The organism is Bifidobacterium sp. ESL0682 (genome assembly GCF_029392815.1).
GTDB lineage: Bacteria > Actinomycetota > Actinomycetes > Actinomycetales > Bifidobacteriaceae > Bifidobacterium.
In genome coordinates this window covers 1,760,698-1,778,941 of record NZ_CP113942.1, presented here as the reverse complement: position 1 = coordinate 1,778,941, position 18,244 = coordinate 1,760,698, and the positions used below count along the sequence as shown (strand labels likewise).

General features: G+C 57.7%; 18 protein-coding genes and 1 tRNA gene. 15 read left to right on the top strand and 4 right to left on the bottom strand.

What is annotated here, in order from left to right; genetic code table 11:
- Positions 1 to 19 precede the first annotated feature (19 nt).
- The 3 genes from OZX57_RS07400 to rdgB are packed head-to-tail and all read left to right on the top strand — an operon-like array spanning position 20 to position 2,161.
- On the top strand, positions 20 to 658 hold the full coding sequence (locus OZX57_RS07400; protein WP_277162019.1) for a Pr6Pr family membrane protein: 639 nt from the start codon (positions 20 to 22) through the stop codon (positions 656 to 658).
- Between the two features lie 28 nt (positions 659 to 686).
- Positions 687 to 1,451 carry a ribonuclease PH gene (gene rph / locus OZX57_RS07395; RefSeq protein ID WP_277162018.1) on the top strand — a complete coding sequence of 255 codons (765 nt, stop codon included), beginning with the start codon at positions 687 to 689 and terminating at the stop codon, positions 1,449 to 1,451.
- 35 nt (positions 1,452 to 1,486) lie between these two features.
- Entirely contained in the window at positions 1,487 to 2,161 is a 675-nt protein-coding gene (gene rdgB / locus OZX57_RS07390; RefSeq protein WP_277162017.1) for an RdgB/HAM1 family non-canonical purine NTP pyrophosphatase, read from the top strand.
- Between the two features lie 125 nt (positions 2,162 to 2,286).
- Here rdgB and OZX57_RS07385 read toward each other — a convergent pair whose 3' ends face one another.
- Entirely contained in the window at positions 2,287 to 3,288 is a 1,002-nt protein-coding gene (locus tag OZX57_RS07385; protein WP_277162016.1) for an AEC family transporter, read from the bottom strand.
- A 250-nt stretch (positions 3,289 to 3,538) separates the two neighbouring features.
- Positions 3,539 to 4,483, bottom strand: coding sequence for a sugar-binding domain-containing protein (locus tag OZX57_RS07380; RefSeq protein WP_277162015.1), 945 nt, complete (start codon positions 4,481 to 4,483; stop codon positions 3,539 to 3,541).
- 249 nt (positions 4,484 to 4,732) lie between these two features.
- Between OZX57_RS07380 and OZX57_RS07375 the strand changes: the two genes are divergently transcribed.
- The 10 genes from OZX57_RS07375 (at position 4,733) to OZX57_RS07330 (ending at position 13,661) form a co-directional block, all read left to right on the top strand.
- A complete protein-coding gene (locus OZX57_RS07375; RefSeq protein WP_277162014.1) occupies positions 4,733 to 5,878 on the top strand; it encodes a malic enzyme-like NAD(P)-binding protein in 1,146 nt (381 codons plus the stop codon).
- Positions 5,879 to 5,880: 2 nt separating this feature from the next.
- Positions 5,881 to 7,272: a 2-hydroxycarboxylate transporter family protein gene (locus tag OZX57_RS07370; RefSeq protein ID WP_277162013.1), complete on the top strand. Its 1,392-nt coding sequence runs from the start codon at positions 5,881 to 5,883 to the stop codon at positions 7,270 to 7,272.
- Positions 7,273 to 7,288: 16 nt separating this feature from the next.
- On the top strand, positions 7,289 to 8,317 hold the full coding sequence (gene citC / locus OZX57_RS07365; protein ID WP_277162012.1) for a [citrate (pro-3S)-lyase] ligase: 1,029 nt from the start codon (positions 7,289 to 7,291) through the stop codon (positions 8,315 to 8,317).
- A 16-nt stretch (positions 8,318 to 8,333) separates the two neighbouring features.
- Positions 8,334 to 8,627 (top strand): citrate lyase acyl carrier protein, encoded by a 294-nt coding sequence (citD, locus tag OZX57_RS07360; protein ID WP_277162011.1) that lies wholly within the window; start codon positions 8,334 to 8,336, stop codon positions 8,625 to 8,627.
- A 1-nt stretch (position 8,628) separates the two neighbouring features.
- Positions 8,629 to 9,543: a citrate (pro-3S)-lyase subunit beta gene (citE, locus tag OZX57_RS07355; protein ID WP_277162010.1), complete on the top strand. Its 915-nt coding sequence runs from the start codon at positions 8,629 to 8,631 to the stop codon at positions 9,541 to 9,543.
- Positions 9,533 to 11,071: a citrate lyase subunit alpha gene (gene citF / locus OZX57_RS07350; protein ID WP_277162009.1), complete on the top strand. Its 1,539-nt coding sequence runs from the start codon at positions 9,533 to 9,535 to the stop codon at positions 11,069 to 11,071. The genes citE and citF overlap by 11 nt, the downstream gene beginning before the upstream one ends.
- 248 nt (positions 11,072 to 11,319) lie before the next feature.
- Positions 11,320 to 11,628 carry a citrate lyase holo-[acyl-carrier protein] synthase gene (locus OZX57_RS07345; RefSeq protein ID WP_277162988.1) on the top strand — a complete coding sequence of 103 codons (309 nt, stop codon included), beginning with the start codon at positions 11,320 to 11,322 and terminating at the stop codon, positions 11,626 to 11,628.
- A gap of 5 nt (positions 11,629 to 11,633) precedes the next feature.
- The gene (locus OZX57_RS07340) at positions 11,634 to 11,891 is read left to right on the top strand and encodes a citrate lyase holo-[acyl-carrier protein] synthase (protein ID WP_277162008.1); all 258 of its coding nucleotides are present in this window, start codon (positions 11,634 to 11,636) and stop codon (positions 11,889 to 11,891) included.
- 158 nt (positions 11,892 to 12,049) lie between these two features.
- Positions 12,050 to 13,078 (top strand): triphosphoribosyl-dephospho-CoA synthase, encoded by a 1,029-nt coding sequence (locus OZX57_RS07335; protein WP_277162007.1) that lies wholly within the window; start codon positions 12,050 to 12,052, stop codon positions 13,076 to 13,078.
- On the top strand, positions 13,056 to 13,661 hold the full coding sequence (locus OZX57_RS07330; protein WP_277162006.1) for a GNAT family N-acetyltransferase: 606 nt from the start codon (positions 13,056 to 13,058) through the stop codon (positions 13,659 to 13,661). The genes OZX57_RS07335 and OZX57_RS07330 overlap by 23 nt, the downstream gene beginning before the upstream one ends.
- 443 nt (positions 13,662 to 14,104) lie before the next feature.
- On the opposite strand, the gene OZX57_RS07325 is transcribed toward OZX57_RS07330, so the two are convergent.
- Both OZX57_RS07325 and OZX57_RS07320 read right to left on the bottom strand, forming a co-directional pair.
- Entirely contained in the window at positions 14,105 to 16,252 is a 2,148-nt protein-coding gene (locus tag OZX57_RS07325) for a BspA family leucine-rich repeat surface protein (protein WP_277162987.1), read from the bottom strand.
- Entirely contained in the window at positions 16,249 to 16,680 is a 432-nt protein-coding gene (locus tag OZX57_RS07320; protein WP_277162005.1) for a BspA family leucine-rich repeat surface protein, read from the bottom strand. Before OZX57_RS07320 ends, OZX57_RS07325 begins: the two co-directional genes overlap by 4 nt.
- Positions 16,681 to 17,534: 854 nt before the next feature.
- Here OZX57_RS07320 and OZX57_RS07315 point away from each other — a divergent pair.
- Positions 17,535 to 17,615 (top strand) — tRNA-Leu (locus OZX57_RS07315).
- Between the two features lie 143 nt (positions 17,616 to 17,758).
- The gene (locus OZX57_RS07310; protein ID WP_277162004.1) at positions 17,759 to 18,235 is read left to right on the top strand and encodes a flavodoxin; all 477 of its coding nucleotides are present in this window, start codon (positions 17,759 to 17,761) and stop codon (positions 18,233 to 18,235) included.
- Positions 18,236 to 18,244 lie beyond the last annotated feature (9 nt).

Genomic DNA, 18,244 nt, shown 5'->3' with positions numbered 1-18,244 from the left:
TGTCCATAAACTGGCGTGCATGAAATATTTTGTCGGAATTTATCGCCTCATCATCGCATTTCTCTGCCTTGCGTGGACGAGTGTGGCTTGGGGAGAACCCAGCTATTGGGTCTACTTCACTTATGAAACCAACTTCCTGCTCGGCCTGGTGATGCTGTGGGCCGGCATTGCCTGCCTGATCGACGGCAAGCAGCCACCTGCCTGGCTCAAAGGTGTTCTGACACTGTATATATTGATCACCGGCATCGTTGCGGCCACGCTGTTGCCGCCAGCGGACCCGGCTACGGCAAAGTACGTGTTCGGCATCGTCACCAACCGGATCCTGCATCAGGTCGTGCCGATTATGGCAGCCATCGATTTCATTCTCTTTGACTCTCATCGCCGTTTCCAATGGCACTATGTGCTCACCTGGCTTATCTACTTCCCGTTCTATCTGGCGTTCGTGCTCATTCGCGCGCAGCTTTGGCCGCATTCGGGCCCTGAGGCCGGCGGCAATCCGTATCCTTACGGCTTCATCGACGTCAGCAAAATCGGCTGGAACCAGATGTGGATCAACATCGTGTTCTGCATCATCGGTTTCGCGATTCTCGGCCTGGTTCTCTTCGTCATTGACCGTATTTTGCCGAAGAAACCGCTGATTGGTTCTGTGCGCAGCTGACGTGACCGGCTGATGGTAGGTTGGCGGTATGGCTCAAATCAAGGATTTATTGAATACCGATACCGTCGTTCGTCCTGATGGACGTGCCGTCGACGAGCTGCGTCCCGTCAAAATTACCCGTCATTTCACCGATGCGCCGGAAGGTTCCGTGCTCATCGAGTGCGGCAACACCCGCGTGATGTGCACCGCGACGTTCGCACCGGGCGTGCCCCGCTGGCGCAAGGATTCCGGGCTGGGCTGGGTCACCGCCGAATACGCGATGCTGCCGCGAGCCACTTCCGAGCGCACCCCGCGTGAATCGGTGAAGGGCAAGATCGGTGGACGCACGCAGGAAATCAGCCGTTTGATCGGCCGTTGCCTGCGTGGTGTCATCGACATGAAGGCGCTGGGTGAGAACCAGGTGCAGCTGGACTGCGACGTGCTGCAGGCCGATGGCGGCACCCGTACCGCTTCCGTTACTGGCGCTTATGTCGCGCTGGTCGATGCACTGCATTGGGCCGAGGAACACAAGCACATCCGTTCCGCCGAGAAGGCCATCAAAGACCAGATTTCCGCCGTTTCCGTCGGCGTCATCAACGGCACCCCGATGCTTGATCTGCCGTATATCGAAGACAGCCAGGCCATGACCGACATGAACGTCGCCATGACCGGTTCCGGCAAATTCATCGAGATCCAGGGCACCGCCGAGCATCGCCCCTTCACCCGCGACGAACTCAATGTGCTGCTTGATCTGGCCGAAAAGGGCAACAAGGAACTCCAGCGCGCGCAGAACGAGGCGCTCGCCAAGGACTAGTTCCTGCCTGACAACATCATATAAAAGGAAACGCTATGAAAATCGTCGTCGCCACACATAACGAAGGCAAGCTGCCCGAGATTCGCACCATCATCGAGGCTGAGTTGGGCAAGGCCGCAGAACATGTCGAGCTGGTTTCGGCTGGGTCGATGAACCTACCGGATCCCGTCGAAACCGGTGTGACGTTCGAAGAGAACGCGCTGATTAAGGCGCGAGACGTGGCGAAGCGAACCGGGTTGCCGGCGCTCGCGGACGACAGCGGATTGATCGTCGACGTGCTCGGCGCCGCTCCCGGCATTCTTTCGGCGCGCTGGGCCGGCGCCCACGGGCATGACAAGGCCAATAATGCCTTGTTGCTCGCTCAGCTTGAAGACATCCCCGACGGCAAACGCGGTGCTCGCTTCAATTGCGCGGCCGCTTTGGTGGTGCCGAAGCATTGCGGTGAAGAACGAGCGAACGGAACAACGCCGAAAGCCGAGGAAACCGTTGAGCTAGGCGAGATGCGGGGCACCGTGATTCGCGAGCCTCGTGGCGAGAACGGCTTCGGCTACGATTCCATTTTCGTGCCGAATGATCAGCCCGGCCGCTTGAACAGCGACGGTGAAAAACTGACCAGCGCAGAAATGAGCGCCGAGGAAAAGAACGCGATTTCGCACCGTCATAAGGCTTTTGTGGCGCTTGCTCCGGCAATCAAGAAACTCATCGGCTGAGATTTGAGACTATCGTTTCCCAAGTTGGACGATTTTCGTGTATCGAGTCGACGTAATTTCAGTGGTCGAGTTGGTGAATTTCTCGTTTTCTAAGTCAGCTGGAATGAAGAACTTGGTCAGCACATTCACATGTGAATGAGCAGGTGAGCGACGGTCATCAGAATCGTGCCGACCACAGCGGTGACGCAGAGGATGAAGCCGGCGAGTTTCGCGTTGCCGAGCACCTTGTCGGTGAACATCGTGGAGAAGATGGCGGTCGGCGCGAGGCAGCACAAGACGACGGTTTCGCGGACAAGCGCGTTGAACGGCAGAACGTACCAAGCGAGTAATGCGAAAATGATGGCGCAAGGCACACGCCAAGCCATGACTTCGCCGACGAATTTGAAGTCGTGCTTCGAGCTGGGCAGATCGGTCAGCATGCCGACCATGACCATCGAGCAGAATGCGTTGGCCGCCGAGAACGGCTGAGAAACCTGCGCAATCCATGCGGGGAATCGGAAGTTGAAAAGCATCAGTACCACCATCAGAATATAGGTATCGAATGCTGGCGAAGTGACGAATCCCTTGATGATATTGCGTATTAGCGAGCGACGCTGAAGACGGCGGGCATCGGGATCGGTTGCCTTGAGGCGTGGCAGGGTCGGCGCGTCGCCTGCGTGTTGCTCGACCAGAGTCTTGCCCGGTTCGATGTGGAGCAGGTTTTGTGTCATCACATTCGTTCCGGCAGCGACCATGATGTCATTGCCGATGTCGAACATCGCGGCGGGAATCAGCGCCGCAGGGCCCAGAAATGCCTGGACCATCGGAAAACAGAAGCAGCCGATGTTGAATCCGCCGCCGTTGAGCATCAGGAAGGCGCGGTCGGCGACCGGACGGCGACGCGTGACGGCGAAAATCAGCAACGGCGGAATCAGCGCCGCACAAAACGAAAAACACGAGAGCAGCAAAAGATTGAGATGGTGCGGGTTTGTGGCAAAGGAGTAGATGATGGCGCCCGGCAGAACAATGTCGAACTCAAGCACCTGCACCACGCGATAGTCTTTGGGGCCCAAGATGCCGGTTCGCTTGAACAGATAGCCCAGCAAAATGATGAGCAGCAGCGTTGCTGGTTGGATCAGTGCTGACATAGTCGGTGTACGCCTCTTTCTTCTCGTGCGGTGAGTGGCCTGCAGTGGCTTCTTCGCTGTAATCATAGGCAGATGACATAACCATGGCCGTGTCATCTGCGCAGTTATGACTGGTTGGCGTGGATTGCAAGCCGACATTGGTGCTGGCAAATGTGGCTTACACGGTTTGTGCCGTGGTACCCATCGCACTGATACGTATTGCCAGAGACACCGGTGCTGTTATTGGACGGAAGAAGACCTGTGTTCTGCTCTAGCTACCTTTTCTCAATTCGAAGATGATGCGCTGGGCCACCATTTCGTTGGTGACCACGTCGGTGAACAGGTGGCCGCGCAACGCGCCCAACAGCGCTCGCGTCTTGAATGTGCTTTTGACCGTCACGAAGCGGATGGGCGTCTGCAGGATGGTGTTGAGGTCGAGCCCGAAAGTGGTGTCGTGGTGCTGGTTGAGGAAGTTGCCGTAGATGTCGTAGGGGCGTCCGTAGGCGAGTCCTGCGACTTGCTCGAGATTGACTTGAGGGAAGATCTTGTCGACGTTTTTCGACCATGTGGGAATTGATTTGATGGAATCCAGCGTGCCGAGGCTGGTGAGGATCAGTTCCATGCGCGCCGCCATTTTGAGGGTCGCGCTGGCCGCGATTTCCTTCAGCATGCCGTTGCGGGTGTCGTCGTTGATGATGTAGAGAGGCCCGGCAAGCGTCATGTATTCGCTGGAGAAACGGTCGGCGATACGCTCGACCATGCGCATTGACCCGGCCTCGGAATGGTATTTCATGTTTTCGCCGATGAATTGCGTGAAGACCGAGTTTTCCAGCACGCCGCCGTGGAATTCGTTGATGATGTTGTAAATCACTGAGCCCCAAGTGGTGCCGATGACGTGGCTTTGCAAAATGTAGTTTTCCACCTTGCGTGCGGCGAACCGGTTGATGTTGTCCAGGTTCTGCTTGGGGTCGGCGCTGTTCTTGAGGATGTAGAGGTTCTTGATGCCGAAGTATTCGCCGAGCTGTTGCTCGAGCTGCTGATTGCGCACGTCGGGGGACTGGATGGTGAAGGTCACGATGCCCTCTTCTCGCGCCTGATCGAGATATTTGTTGACCAGGTATCGGCTGAGGTTGTATTTGGTCGACAGCTCGGCCAGATTCAGGTTGCTTTGGTAATAGTCCTGCGCCAGGTTGGCGAGCAGTTCTTGGGTGACCATCGTTGTCTTCCTCTATCGATCGTTTCTCAAGCGATATGAATAAATTTAAAAAATTCAAATATAGTTTACATCTGTTAAGGAAAGTAAAATAATTTTTTTAATTTTTTAAAAATAAACAATGTAATTTTACTGAATTTTAAGTTTTTGTTACCCTGAAAAAGTTATCAATCTCGACGATGAGAGTCATCGGAAATGGTCATTGCGGACGGCCGGATAGTGCTGTTCCAGGGCTAGGGAGGAGCGGAAAATTTGGTAGATCAGAATCGTGTGCTTGAGTTGCATGAACGGCATACCGGCGTGCTGGGGATTCAAGGCGAATTGCCGGTCACGAGTCGTGCTCAGCTGGCTGAAGCGTACACTCCCGGTGTGGCCGGGCTGGCGAAGCTCATCGAGAAGGATCCTTCGGCAAAGAAGAAATATACCGTCAGCGGCAAGCTTGTGGCGGTCGTGACCGATGGGTCGGCGGTCCTGGGATTGGGCAACATCGGCCCCGCAGGCGGGTTGCCCATCGTCGAAGGCAAATCGTTGCTCTATAAGCAGCTTGCCGATGTCGACGCCATTCCGATGACGCTGGAACAGGTTTCCGCCGATGAGTTCGTGGACACCGTCGCCAATTTCGCCGGATCGTTCGCGGGCATCCATCTGGAAGACATCGCTGCTCCGAAGGTTTTTGAGATCGAGGAAAAGCTGCGCGAACGGCTTGATATCCCCGTTTATCACGACGATCAAACAGGCACCGCGATTGTGGTGCTGGCCGGCCTGATCAACGCGGCCAAGGTCGTCGGCAAGCCGCTGCAGACCCTGCGTGTGGTCATCAACGGTGTCGGAGCCGCAGGTGTGGCGACTTCGAAGCTGCTGCTGGCAGCGGGCATCCGTCATCAGACTCTCGTCGATATTCACGGCGAGGTCACGCCCGGCGACACTTCATATAACCGCTATCAGCGCGATCTGGCTGCTCATGTGGATATGGTGCCCGGCGAGACCCTTGATGACGTCATCGCCGATGCGGATGTATTCATCGGTGTTTCCGTCGACCATGTTCTCGATGGCTCTGAAGTCGAGAAGATGGCTGATTCGCCGATTATTTTCGCCTTGGCGAATCCGGTTCCCGAAATCGACCCCGATGAGGCGTTCGCGGCCGGTGCGAAGGTCGTGGCCACGGGCTCGTCCCAGTGGGCCAATCAGGTCAACAACATCCTCGTCTTCCCCGGGTTGTTCAAGGGATTGCTCGAATACGGCGTCAATGAAGTCAGTGTGCCGTTGCAGCTGCGCGTGGCACAGAAGCTCGCGTCCCTTATCGATCACCCGACGGCTGACAGGGTGGTTCCAGGCGTCTTCGATGAAGGCGTGGTCAAGGCGGTCGAAGGCGCCGTCGCCGAGTTCAAGGAGCAATAAACATGGCAGATTCATCAACATCCGTCGATCAAAACAAGAAAGCGGAGAACACCAGCGAGCCCGATAAGAAGTCCTCGAAGGGTTCCGATCTGTGGTCCAAGCTCAAGTCGCTCAAGATAGGCTTCATGCCTGTCGGCCTCTGGCTGGTGCTCGCCGTGGGCTATGTGCTGCTTGCCGTTACCAACGTCATGCCCGAGAACGACATGCTCATTTCCTTGGGCGTCATGGTCGTCTTCTCCTATCTGCTTGAGGAGATTGGCAACAACATCCCGGTTCTCAAGTCTTTGGGCGGCAAGGTTCTGGTAGTCACCTTCCTGCCTTCCTTCCTCGTGTTCAAGCACTGGCTTCCGGACAACACCGTCAAGACGGTCTCCGACTTCATGAACAACAACAACTTCCTGATGTTCTTCATCACGTTGCTGGTTGTCGGCTCGATCGCTTCCATGAACCGCAAAACGCTCTTGAAGGCCACCAGCCGCATCATCGTGGTGCTGCTGCTCTGCGATGTCATCGGTTCCCTGGTGGGCACCGGAGTCGGCATGGCGCTGGGTCTTTCGGCCTACAAGGCGTACTTCTTCATCGTCGCCCCGATTATGGCAGGCGGTGTAGGCGAAGGCGCGATGCCTATGGCTATGGGTTATGCCGCGATTCTGAGCGGCACCACCTCCGGCGACATCTTCGGCCAGATTCTCCCCGCGGTCATGCTCGGCAGCCTCGTGGCGGTCGTCTGCGCCGGCCTGATGCGCAAGCTTGGTGAGAAGAAGCCGGAACTGACCGGCAATGGCAAGCTCATCGACGACGAAAGCGACAAGCTCGAGAGCCTCAAGACCAAGGGCGGCGAAGTGAGCATCGAGAAGATGCTCATGGCCATGGTCATGGCCATCGCCTTCTATTTCCTCGCAGTGTGGTTCAACTACATCATCAAGACCTACCTGCACTTCAACCTGCCGTCCCCGATCATCGTGCTGATCGTGCTCATGGCCGCCAAGATGCTGGGCTACATCCCCAAGGATATCGCCGAAGGCGGCGCCGCGCTCAACACCTTCGTGGTCAAGGGCATTACGCCCCCGCTGCTGTTCGGCGTAGGCGTCGCTCAGACGGACTGGAACAAGCTTATCGAGGTGTTCAAGTCCCCGGCTTCCATGATTGTCATCCTGGTCACCGTGCTCGCCATTGTGGCGACGGCGTTCATCTCGGCGAAGATCCTCGGTCTCTACCCGGTCGATACCGCCATCGCGGTGTCCTGCTGCTCCGGTCAGGGCGGTACGGGTGCGCTCGCGATTCTCGCTGCTGGCGACAGAATGGAACTCATGCCCTTCGCCCAGGTCGCGGTCCGTCTCGGCGGCGCGATGACGGTGACGGTCGCCATCTTCATCATGGGACTCGTGGTCTGAGTTTGGAGAACAACGAATGATGACGGCGACGATGCGGGACCTGTATCTCTCAGACCGCATGACAATGCATCAGTGGAGGGAATTCCTGGAGTCGCAAGGCATTCAGGAATTCCCAGCCAACGAGGTCGAGCCTCTCGAAGAGACCATCGGGCTTTTCGACGAGGACGACCAGCTGGTTGCCACCGGTTCATTGGCAGGGCCGATACTGAAATACATCGCTGTTCGGCATGATGATGCCGGGCACGGTGCCTTGTTCAATCGCATCGTCGGCGAGCTGGTCTCTAGACTGGCCCAGCGCGGAATCACTCATTATTTCGTTTTCACCAAGCCTCGCTATATTGATAGCTTCGAGCATGTCGGCTTCACCTGCCTGGCCCGCGTCGAAAGGGGTGGGTTGCTGGAAGGCGGGATGCCCGGCATCGATACCTATCTTGAAACAGTTCGTGCTCTGGGTAGCTGGCCGGCTTCGGCAGCCATCGTCATGAACGCCAATCCCTTTACTTTGGGGCATCGGCGACTGGTGGAGATTGCTGCGCAGGAGAATGAACATGTCTATGTCTTCGTCGTTCATGAAGACCGCTCCCTCTTCACCACCGATGAGCGTCTGCAGTTGGTGCGTGCAGGGGTGGCTGATTTGAAGAACGTCACGGTTGTGGACGGGAGCGACTACCTGATTGGGTTCGCTGCTTTTCCGGCGTATTTCCTGCCTTCGTCGAAAGACGTCATCGATTACCAGACCAAGTTGGACGCGACATTGTTCCGCGACTGGTTCGTTCCCGCTCTCGGCATCACTCGCCGCTATGTGGGGCAGGAACCGTATTCGCCTACTACCGAGGCTTACAACCAGGCTCTCAAGGCAGTACTCGAACCGCCAACGCAGGTGACAGTCGTCGAACGCAAACGGGCGGGGCAGGAACCCATATCCGCTTCACGTGTTCGCAAGCTGATTGCTCAAGGCGACATGGAAGGACTCGAAGGCCTGGTGCCTTCGACTACAAGATTTTTCATACAAGATCATCTGGCTCAATTACAGATGAGAATCTAGAAAGGAACAGCAGTTTATGGATATCACACATACCGCGACTGCGGGAACCTTGGAGTCTTCGGACATCCAGGTGACGCTCGCGCCAGGAGGCGACGGGATCGACATCAATCTGACCTCCGACGTCATCAAGCAATTCGGCGATCAGATTAAGGCTTCGATCACCCAGGTGCTCAACAACTACGGCATCACTTCGGCCAAAGTCAAGGCCGTTGACAAGGGCGCGCTCGACATCGTCATCAAGGCGCGCACCGTGGCCGCCGTGCAACGAGCGCTCGATATCGTCGATCAGCCAAAGTGGGAGGTGCTCTGAAATGGCAGTAGATTCCGAAAGACTACGTAGGACGATGATGTTCGTCCCCGGCAACAACCCGGCCATGATCAAGGACGCCGGCATCTACGGCGCCGACTCGATCATGTTCGATCTGGAAGACGGCGTCTCGCTCGATCAGAAGGACGCGGCGCGTTATCTGGTCTATGAAGCGTTGACGAACATCGACTACGGCGACACCGAAATGGTCGTTCGTATCAATGGCGACGACACCCCGTTCTACGAGAACGACATCAAGGCAATGGTCAAGGCCGGCGTCGAAGTCATCCGCCTGCCCAAGGTCGAATCCGCGGCCATGATGCAGCGGCTTGAGGAAAAGGTCGAGGCAGCCGAGCGTGAGTTCGGACGTCCCGTCGGCTCCACCAACCTGATGGCGGCCGTCGAATCGGCTGAAGGCGTGCTGCACGCTGAGGAAATCGCGAAGGCATCCGACCGCATGATCGGCATCGCCCTCTCCGCCGAGGACTACACCACCGATATGAAGACCCATCGTTATCCCGACGGCCAGGAGCTGCTCTTCGCCCGTAACATGGTCGTCCACGCCGCTCGTGCGGCCAAGATCGCCGCGTTCGACACGGTGTTCTCCAACATGAACGATCCCGAGGGCTTCTATCGCGAGACGCGCCTGATCCATCAGCTCGGTTTCGACGGCAAGTCGCTGATCAACCCACGTCAGATTGAGATGGTCAACGAGGTCTTTACTCCGACTGAGAAGGAAATCGTCAACGCCCAAGGCGTCATGGCCGCCATCAAGAAGGCCCGTGAACAGGGCTCCGGCGTCATCTCCATGAACGGCAAGATGGTCGATCGCCCGGTCGCCCTGAGGGCCGAACGCGTCATGAAACTGGCGAAGGCCACCCACGTCATCGATGAGGAGGGGAATTATCTTGGAAAGTAAAGTAGGACGTCAGCTGCCTGACGATATCATGAACGAGCTCGGATTCAAGCCTTTCGAGACCACGGATTTCGGCAATCCCGTCATCCAGCGCAAGGCCCCCAAGGTCCGTGCCTCCACCGGCCAAGGCAAAGTGGTGAACTCCCTTGAGGACGTCGTCAAGAAGACGGTGCGCGATGGCATGACCATCTCCTTCCACCATCATTTCCGCGGCGGCGATTATGTGTTCAACAAGGTCATGCGCGTCATCATCGATGCCGGCTATCGTGACCTGACCCTGGCACCTTCCTCGCTGACCGGTGTGATGAACGACACCGTGGTCGAGGCCATCGAAAAGGGCGTCGTCACCAACATCACCTCTTCCGGTATGCGTGGCTCTCTGGGCGATGCGGTGTCGCACGGGCTGCTGAAGAACCCGGTGATCTTCCGCTCGCATGGCGGCCGTGCGCGCGCCATCGAAGACGGTGACATCAACATCGACGTCGCGTTCCTGGGTGTGCCCAATTCCGACGTCATGGGCAACGCCAACGGCATGGAAGGCAAGTCGGCGTTCGGTTCCCTCGGCTATGCGCTCGTGGATGCCGCTTATGCCGACACCGTCGTGCTGGTCACCGATGACATTCAGCCTTACCCGAACACCCCGGCCTCGATCAAGCAGACCCAGGTCGATTATGTGGTCAAGGTCGACGAGGTGGGCGATCCGGACAAGATCGGTTCGGGCGCCACCAGGTTCACCAAGGACCCCAAGGAACTGAAGATTGCGAAGAGCGTCAATGACGTCATCGTCAACTCTCCTTACTTCAAGGACGGATTCTCCTTCCAGACCGGTTCCGGCGGTGCGGCGCTCGCGGTAACGCGCTTCCTTCGCCAGTCGATGCTCGACAACGACATCAAGGCTTCGTTCGCCCTGGGTGGCATCACCAAGCCGACCGTCGACCTGCTCGAAGAGGGACTGGTCGGCAAGATCATGGACGTGCAGGACTTCGACAAGGGAGCCGCCTCGTCGATGCGCCTGAACAAGAACCAGCAGGAGATTGACGCGTCGTGGTACGCCGACCCGGCCAACAAGGGCGCCATGGTCGACCAGCTCGATGTCGCCATCCTGTCCGCGCTGGAAATCGACACCGATTTCAATGTCAACGTCATGACCGGTTCCGACGGCGTGATTCGTGGCGCGGTCGGCGGCCACCAGGATGCCGCAACCGCCAAGCTCACCATCATCTCCGCACCGCTGGTGCGCGGTCGCATCGCCACCGTGGTGCCCAAGGTGACGACGGTGGTCACGCCTGGCGATTCGGTTGACGTGCTGGTCACCGAGGTGGGCATCGCCATCAACCCGAAGCGCACGGACCTCATCGAGGCTCTGAGCAATATCCCGGGTCTGCCGGTCTATACGATTCAGGAGTTGCAGGAGCGCGCTGAGAAGGTTCTCGGCACCCCCGAACCGCTGAAGTTCACTGACCGCACCGTGGCCCTGGTCGAGTATCGTGACGGCACGATCATCGACCAGATTCGTGAGGTCGAGGACTGATTAGTCGGGAATTCCATGGTGAGCCGGCGGGGAATTGATGCGTCGCCGGCTTTGCCATCCCGTTCGTTTCCCGGTACCTGTACATCGGGAAACGAACGGGGCCTTTGTCGTTGCGTCGATGCAGATTCGCGGCGACTACCGGCGATTGCTGGCGACTGTGCTGTCTACGATATGAAGGTTTCTTGGATGTGGCGTCGGCGTTCATGTTAAAAATGGATGCATACCGGTCTGCAGGAGAGGTGAGTGAGATGATATTGGAGCACGGGGAACGGCAACCGCTCGCCGCCATATTGGACAACCGGGAATGGCGCGCACACCTGCAAGAAACGTTGATGGACGGGTACCCGGATGGTTGCGTGGTCGCCGCGAAGCTCAACGTGCCTGGTGCCATCAAGAACAATGTCTCGCTGCAGGCCATTTTCAGGGTCGGATTGATTGAGCTGGGGCGACGTATGCGGGGCGAATGCTTGTGCGTGGCCGAATGCCATTACTATGTGAACAGACCGACCGGCCCCGAGGCCTTCGCGGCCTTTGAAAAAGCGATTGGACTGCGGTAAAGCGCGTGGCCATCGGCTTTGAAGACGATTTTACGTTGGGAAGGCTTTTTGACATTGACGTCATGAAGCAGAGCAGCGTCCATCAGCTCTCGCGCACAGATTTGGGCATGCCTCCGCGGCGCTGCATGGTCTGCGAGAAACCGGCCAAGGAATGCGCTCGCGACCAGACCCACACGGCCCGCGAACTGAGCGAGGCGGTGGAACGCCAATATCTTGCGTATTGCTCTTCCGTGGGTAATGGCGGGCTTGCTGCGGGTCTGTGATGGCTGATGCAAGTTGCGAATCGTAAGTCTACAAGTAAATAGTCGTTGTAGTTCTTGCTGCTTTGCAGACAACCTGTATCCGGCAAACAGAGACTTGCGAACCATGAATAAGCCATCTGAATATATGAATCTTTTTGAACGTCTGACAGGAATCAGCGATGCGTTATAACCCCGAACAATTAGCCGACATGGCGCAGGCCGCGTTGCTCTATGAGGTGATGGTGCAGCCCAAGCCGGGGCTCGTCGATCCGGTCGACGCCGGTCCGCATCATGACATGAACGCCTTTACCTTCGTCAACAGCGCCATCTCGCTGAGGTCGTATTTCCAAGAGGCCGGCCGTCTAGGCATGAATTTCGCGGGAACCGACATGACCCGGCTCTTCGACCAGCTTCGCGCCGCCGGACGCAAGGCGGAACAGACGATGTTCGCCGCAACGCATGGGGTGAACACCCATAAGGGGGCCATTTTCTCCCTTGGCATCGCCGTCGGCGCCACCGCCCATTGGTGCAAGACCCGCGATTATGACACGGATGGCGTTCGCAGGCTGGTCAAGCGCATGCTGACTGGGCTGACGAAGCACGATATGGGCCGTGTGGAAGCCGCCGGTGGTGCTGAAACCGAACTGACCGCCGGTGAACGTCAGTATCTCCGTTTCCGTTCGACGGGCGCCAGGGGAGAGGCCGAGCAAGGGTTCCCCTCCGTGATGGAGGTCGCGTTGCCGTTTTTGCGCGATGCGGAAGGGTCACTGAATGTGCGCTTGTTGGATACGTTGATGACTTTGGCCGGCCATGTTGAAGACACCAATCTCGTCAAGCGCGCGGGAACTCGCGACGTGCTGGAATGGATGCGTGCGCACATGCGATCGGTATTTCGAGCTTGGAGGCGCCGGCAGCGCCGAAGGAATGGCATTTTTGCAGGAACTCAACAGAGAATGCCTCGAGCGCAATCTGAGCTTGGGAGGTTGTGCCGACTTGTTGATTCTGACCATTTTCTTCGGGCTTTTGGAAGGTGTCATCTGTGCGTGAACGCTTCATCGAGAAAAGTTCAATGGCGTATGCTGGGCTTGGGCTTGGGCTTGGGCTTGGGCTTGGGCTTGGGCTTTGGCTTTGATAGGTATGCCGTATTTTATGAGGGCTTGACCGAACGTTTGGGGCGGAGGCGTGATGAGTTTGAATGGCAAGGATGAACGACGAGAGAACGGCACGATTAGAATCTGCGGGCCTGACGATGTCGCGTTGCTGCATCGTATGAGCGTCGACACATATGTCGACACGTTCGCGGGCACCAGTTCTGATGAAGATATGGACAAGTTCCTCGAAGAGTCCTATTCCGAGCCGGTTTTGCGCGGCGAACTGAGCAATCCAGATTCTGTGTTCCTCTTGATCTCGGTGCAGCCTGATAGCGACTCCAAAGAACATGCGGATTCTGATTCTTCCGACTCGACCAAAACCGATGAGCTCCCTGCGGGCTATATGAAGTTGAATTTCGGCGAGGCGCAGGTCGAAGACATGGGATCTGGAACGATGGAAATTCAGCGCCTTTATATCGACAAACAGTTCAAAGGCCTCGGATTGGGTACGCAACTGATGAATTTTGCGTTGGATACAGCTCGCAAACGTGGCCTGCACAAAGTCTGGCTCGGCGTCTGGGAACACAACGAACCAGCCAAACATTTCTACGCCGGCAAGGGCTTCGTGCGCGTCGGCCAGCACGCGTTCTGGCAGGGCGACGACAAGCAGACCGATTACCTGATGGCTCGCGAGGTGTGATCAGCAGTTTCTGAAATCTCTTTGAGAAGCATCAATGCTGATTTCCCGATGACGTGTGAAGTATGGTGATGCCAAACCGCTGTGCTGTGCGATAGGTCTGACGAGCGAAGTTGCGGATAAAATCGGCCTTTTGGCTCTGTTTCCTGATTCTTATGTTGTATGAAGTAGATGGGCGCCGACACGGAGGTTGGTTTGGGTTTGTTTGGTTGCCGTGTCGGCGCCCGGTTGGTATTCCCGCTCGGTGATGTTGGACCCGGGCGGGAAGTCTTTTAATTGCTGCGGCGTTTAGACGTCGGGTCATGCTTGGTGGTCGCAATCTTTACGTCGTTATGGCGCGGGGCTGGTATGCTCCGCAAGTTTGGTTGTGATTTCGTAATGAGCCGGTAGGAGGTGCGGCGGTGCTGTGTTCGCGGCATCGCCGCACCTACTACCGGCACAGTGGTCTACCTGGTGTGGCGTGCCGTCTTGCGTCGTTGGGCGCGGAGCGTGTCGGCTGCGGCGAGCAGGAGGAGTGCCGTGCCGAGTCCGGCGGCCATCAGTGTGGCGAGGTGTTGCGGTCGTCCGCCGGTGAGGGGGAGGTTGGCCAGGGTTCCGCCGATCTGTGGGCTGGCGGTGGCGTCCAGTGAGGTGGCGGTGTTGGTCGCAGCCCAAGGGCCTTTGGTGTTGAGGGTGGCTTTGATGTCGTAGGCGCCGGCTTGGTCAATGCTGAAGTCGTGGGGTATGGTGACCGTCCAATTGTGGGTGGTGGCGCCGTCCCAGGTGGTGCTTCCGGTGTCCCACTGGCTGTCGGCGCTGTTGGTGTCGCCGCATTTCCACGCGGTCTCGGGGGTGCCGGTGCGTTTGGCGCATACGGTGACGGTGTCGGTGCTGTCCCATGGTGTCGAGCTTCCGGTGATCTGGATGAGGTTGCCGGAAGCGAGGCGTTTGGCGGTGAGCCCGGTGGGCGCGTTGACGGTCTTCCATACGGCGTAGAGGGTCCTGGTGCTGTTGGTGCCGTCGACGGGCTTGCCGGGGTTGAGGGTGGTGTCCGGGCCGGTGGCGGTGCCGGTGGTGTTCCATCCGGTGAAGGTCTTGTGGCTGTCGGTCTGCCCGGGGTCGGTGGGGCCGGTCATGGCGCCGGGGCCGGGGATGGCCAGCTGGGTCTTGTTGGTGGTGCTGTCGGCGAGCCCGGCGATGGTGGCGGGCGCGCCGGTGCCGCCGTTGGCGTCGAGGACGATCCTGGCGTAGGGGAGGATGCCGTGCAGTCTGCTGCCGTCGGCGGTGTCGGGCGTGGTGGTGACGGTGCGTCCGGTGGCGGGGTCGGTCATGGTGGCGTAGGTGTCGATGGTGTAGGTGTCGCCGATGTCGTCCTGGAGGTTGCCGGCGCCCAGGCCGGTCCAGGTGGTGGTGCCTCCGGTGCCGTCGGCGGTGTAGGCGGCGAGTCTGGTCCAGGTTTCGGGTTTGTGGGTGGTGGCGTAGAGTTGCTCGCCGTTGTAGTGGGTGGAGGGGTTGGTGATGTCCACGCTGATGGTGGGGTAGCCGCTGGCGGGCACGTTCACGTTGGGCGTGCCCGCCTTGGGCGCCGGCAGGGCGGTCCATTGGGCGTAGAGGGTGATGGTGCGCACGGGCCAGGAGTCGCCCTGCGCGATGGTGATGCCCTGGCCTGCCGAATAGGCGGTGCAGCCGGTGCCGGTCGCGGGGTCCTGGCAGGTGTTCCATCCGGCGAAGAGGCTGCCGGGCTTGTTGGCGGTGATGGTCGTGGCGGCGGGCATGGTCAGTGTCTTGGCGCCGAGGTTGGTGTCGACGTGGTCGGACCAGTTGGCTGGCATGGTGCCGCCGTTGGCGTCCGCGAGCAGGCGCACCCCGGTGGGGATGAGGGTCTTGTCGATGTAGACGCCCTGGGGGCTGGTGCCGGCGGCCAGGGTCTGCAGATCTCTGAAGGTGCCGGACCAGGCGGGCGTGGAAAGCGTGTACTGCCAGGGGTCGGTCTCGAGCGCGTCCACCTTCACCCACGTCGACACGTTGCTGCCGGGGAAATACGAAGTGGAGCGGAGACGGGTGTTCGCGCCCAACGCCACTCGACGCAGCCCCGAAGTCCTGTAGAACATGGAGTTCATGTTGTTGACGTTGGTGGTGTCGAAGTTGCTGAGGTCGAGTGTGGTCAGCCTTGAGCAGCCGTCAAACATGTAGCTTGTGTCGAAGGCTTTGGCGGTGGTGAAGTTGCTGACATCGAGTGTAGTCAGATCATAACACTCGCTGAACATGTAGCTCATGTCGGTGACTTTGGTGGTGTCGAAGTTGCTGAGGTCGAGTGTGGTCAAATTTGAACAGAAGTAGAACATGTAACGCATGTTATTGACGTTGGTGGTGTCGAAGTTGCTGAGGTCGAGTGCGGTCAGCTTCTTACAGTAGTTGAACATGTAGCTCATGTCGGTGACTTTGGTGGTGTCGAAGTGACTGAGGTTGAGTGTGGCCAGCGCAAAACAGTGGAAGAACATATGGCTCATGTTGGTGACGTTGGTGGTGTCGAGGGGGCTGAGGTCGAGTGTGGCTAGCCCTGCACTGCTGAACATGTAGCTCATGTTGGTGACGTTGGTGGTGTCGAGGGTCAGCTGAGGTTGAGTGTGGCCAGCCCCGTATTGTTGAACATGCCGCTCATGTCGGTGACGTTGGTGGTGTCGAGGGGGCTGAGGTCGAGTGTGGCCAGCGCAAAACAGTCGAAGAACATGTAGCTCATGCCGGTGGCGTTGGTGGTGTTGAAGTTGCTGAGGTCGAGTGTGGTCAGCCCCGTATCGCCGAACATTCGGACGCCGCCTTGGTTGACGAGGTTGATGTGTGCGCCGGGTTGCACGGTGAACGACGTCACGTACAAACAGTTGTCGAACATGGCTGGGCTGGTGATGGTGAGGTTGCCCTCCACACTGACTCCCGCCAGCGTTCGGCTGATCGAATACCACGGGGCGCCGGTGTAGGTGTGCCAGTATGGTGTGGTGCCGCCGGTGAGGTGGAGGACGCAGGCGCTGTCGACGCGCCATTGCACGGGGCTGGTGTCCCTGCCGGACACGTAGGGCAGGCGGTTGCCGCCTGGCCATGAGGTGGCGTAGTGGCCGGCCGTCGTCGGGCGTGCCCATGCTCTCCCAGCTGGTCTGGGTGCAGGAGGTTCGCGGACTAATCTGCTGTTGGACGGATGGAGACTCCGGGTCGGACCGAAACATAGGGGCGGGGGTTGTACCTTTGGACAGGTCGGTGGTGACTTGCGAAGCGGAGCGCGTCTGGTGGAGTTGCGTGGCGTTGGAAGCGTGCGGGTCGTGCAAAGTGCTGGACTTGCGGGAATTTTGCGGATTGGAAGATATGCGGGAGCTTTGTGGGGAGGTGGAAACCTGTGGTGATTTAGAAACCTGCGATGAGCCGGAATTCCGCAAAAATCGGAATGGTGCTGGGCAATGTCGGAAGATGAGGAACGGTGCCGCGACGGTGCGGGATCAGGTGAGGCGGATGCGGAAATGGATGAAGAATTTAGTATTTTGTCATACATCTGCGACGGAATAATATCGGGCGCAACTGTAATGCATAATATTAAGACAACAATGTTGCGAAAAACACCCATTTCGAAACCACTTTCTTAGTTAAACCCTTTGAAAAGCGCAAATTTAGTATTACATTTGACACTTAAACCTCTAATTAATTCTAGAGTATCGCTTGACATGTGTAAGAAGTACCGCGTTTTTTGCAGTTTTGTTGAAAAATTGGCAATTGTACTACAGTGCAAAATGGTTGCATATTGATTTTAAATCCGGTTGGAAAGGGTGCTAGGTTTATGGATAACACAGCGGTATGTTGTCAGGCGTGTCGGCTCGCGTTGGGCGATGGGTCTGATAGATTGAATCTGGTTACGCGAGCATGGCGGAATTGGTAGACGCGCAGGATTTAGGTTCCTGTGACTTTGTCGTGAGGGTTCGAGTCCCTTTGCTCGCACGTTTGCTTGTGGTTTTCGTGTATTCTTTGTCGCGCGGGAGCGGCTTGGATTCTGGCTTTCAAGCCTTTGAACTCTTGGCTTCGTAGAGGTCCGAACTTACAATGTACGGCAGTGTGAGAAGCGTCAGACAAAAGAGGTCAAAATGACTCATAAAACACTAGTAACGTATTTTTCTGCGACGGGGAACACGCGCGATGTAGCGCAGAAGCTGGCTAAGGCTGCCGGTGCTGATATCGAGGAAATCACACCGTCTATGCCGTATATCGCCTCTGATCTCAAGGCGGATGACGAGAAAAGCCGCGCGAGCGTGGAGCATGCCGTCAAGGCTCGTCCGCAGATGGCCAAGGCCATTAACGTTGGCGCTTACGATGTGGTGTTTGTGGGCTATCCGATTTGGTACGGTGTTGCGCCGCAGATTGTGCGTACATTCCTGGAAAGCCAGGATTTTTCGGGCAAGACCATCGTGCCGTTTGCCACTTCCGGCGGAAGCATGGACGGTGCGAGCGGCGAGCATTTGCATGATTCCGCGCCGAAGGGTATATGGAAGACGGGGCAGCGCTTCACTGCCGACGTCAGTGAGTCCACGCTTGGCCAGTGGGTTGAGGGGCTTGGCCTATAACCCACTGGC

Bases quoted from the DNA above. Each gene is read 5' to 3' on its own strand.
- OZX57_RS07400 (WP_277162019.1), top strand. From the start codon at position 20: ATGAAATATTTTGTCGGAATTTATCGCCTCATCATCGCATTTCTCTGC.
- rph (WP_277162018.1), top strand. From the start codon at position 687: ATGGCTCAAATCAAGGATTTATTGAATACCGATACCGTCGTTCGTCCT.
- rdgB (WP_277162017.1), top strand. From the start codon at position 1,487: ATGAAAATCGTCGTCGCCACACATAACGAAGGCAAGCTGCCCGAGATT.
- OZX57_RS07385 (WP_277162016.1), bottom strand. From the start codon at position 3,288: ATGTCAGCACTGATCCAACCAGCAACGCTGCTGCTCATCATTTTGCTG.
- OZX57_RS07380 (WP_277162015.1), bottom strand. From the start codon at position 4,483: ATGGTCACCCAAGAACTGCTCGCCAACCTGGCGCAGGACTATTACCAA.
- OZX57_RS07370 (WP_277162013.1), top strand. From the start codon at position 5,881: ATGGCAGATTCATCAACATCCGTCGATCAAAACAAGAAAGCGGAGAAC.
- citC (WP_277162012.1), top strand. From the start codon at position 7,289: ATGATGACGGCGACGATGCGGGACCTGTATCTCTCAGACCGCATGACA.
- citD (WP_277162011.1), top strand. From the start codon at position 8,334: ATGGATATCACACATACCGCGACTGCGGGAACCTTGGAGTCTTCGGAC.
- citE (WP_277162010.1), top strand. From the start codon at position 8,629: ATGGCAGTAGATTCCGAAAGACTACGTAGGACGATGATGTTCGTCCCC.
- OZX57_RS07345 (WP_277162988.1), top strand. From the start codon at position 11,320: ATGATATTGGAGCACGGGGAACGGCAACCGCTCGCCGCCATATTGGAC.
- OZX57_RS07335 (WP_277162007.1), top strand. From the start codon at position 12,050: ATGCGTTATAACCCCGAACAATTAGCCGACATGGCGCAGGCCGCGTTG.
- OZX57_RS07330 (WP_277162006.1), top strand. From the start codon at position 13,056: ATGAGTTTGAATGGCAAGGATGAACGACGAGAGAACGGCACGATTAGA.
- OZX57_RS07310 (WP_277162004.1), top strand. From the start codon at position 17,759: ATGACTCATAAAACACTAGTAACGTATTTTTCTGCGACGGGGAACACG.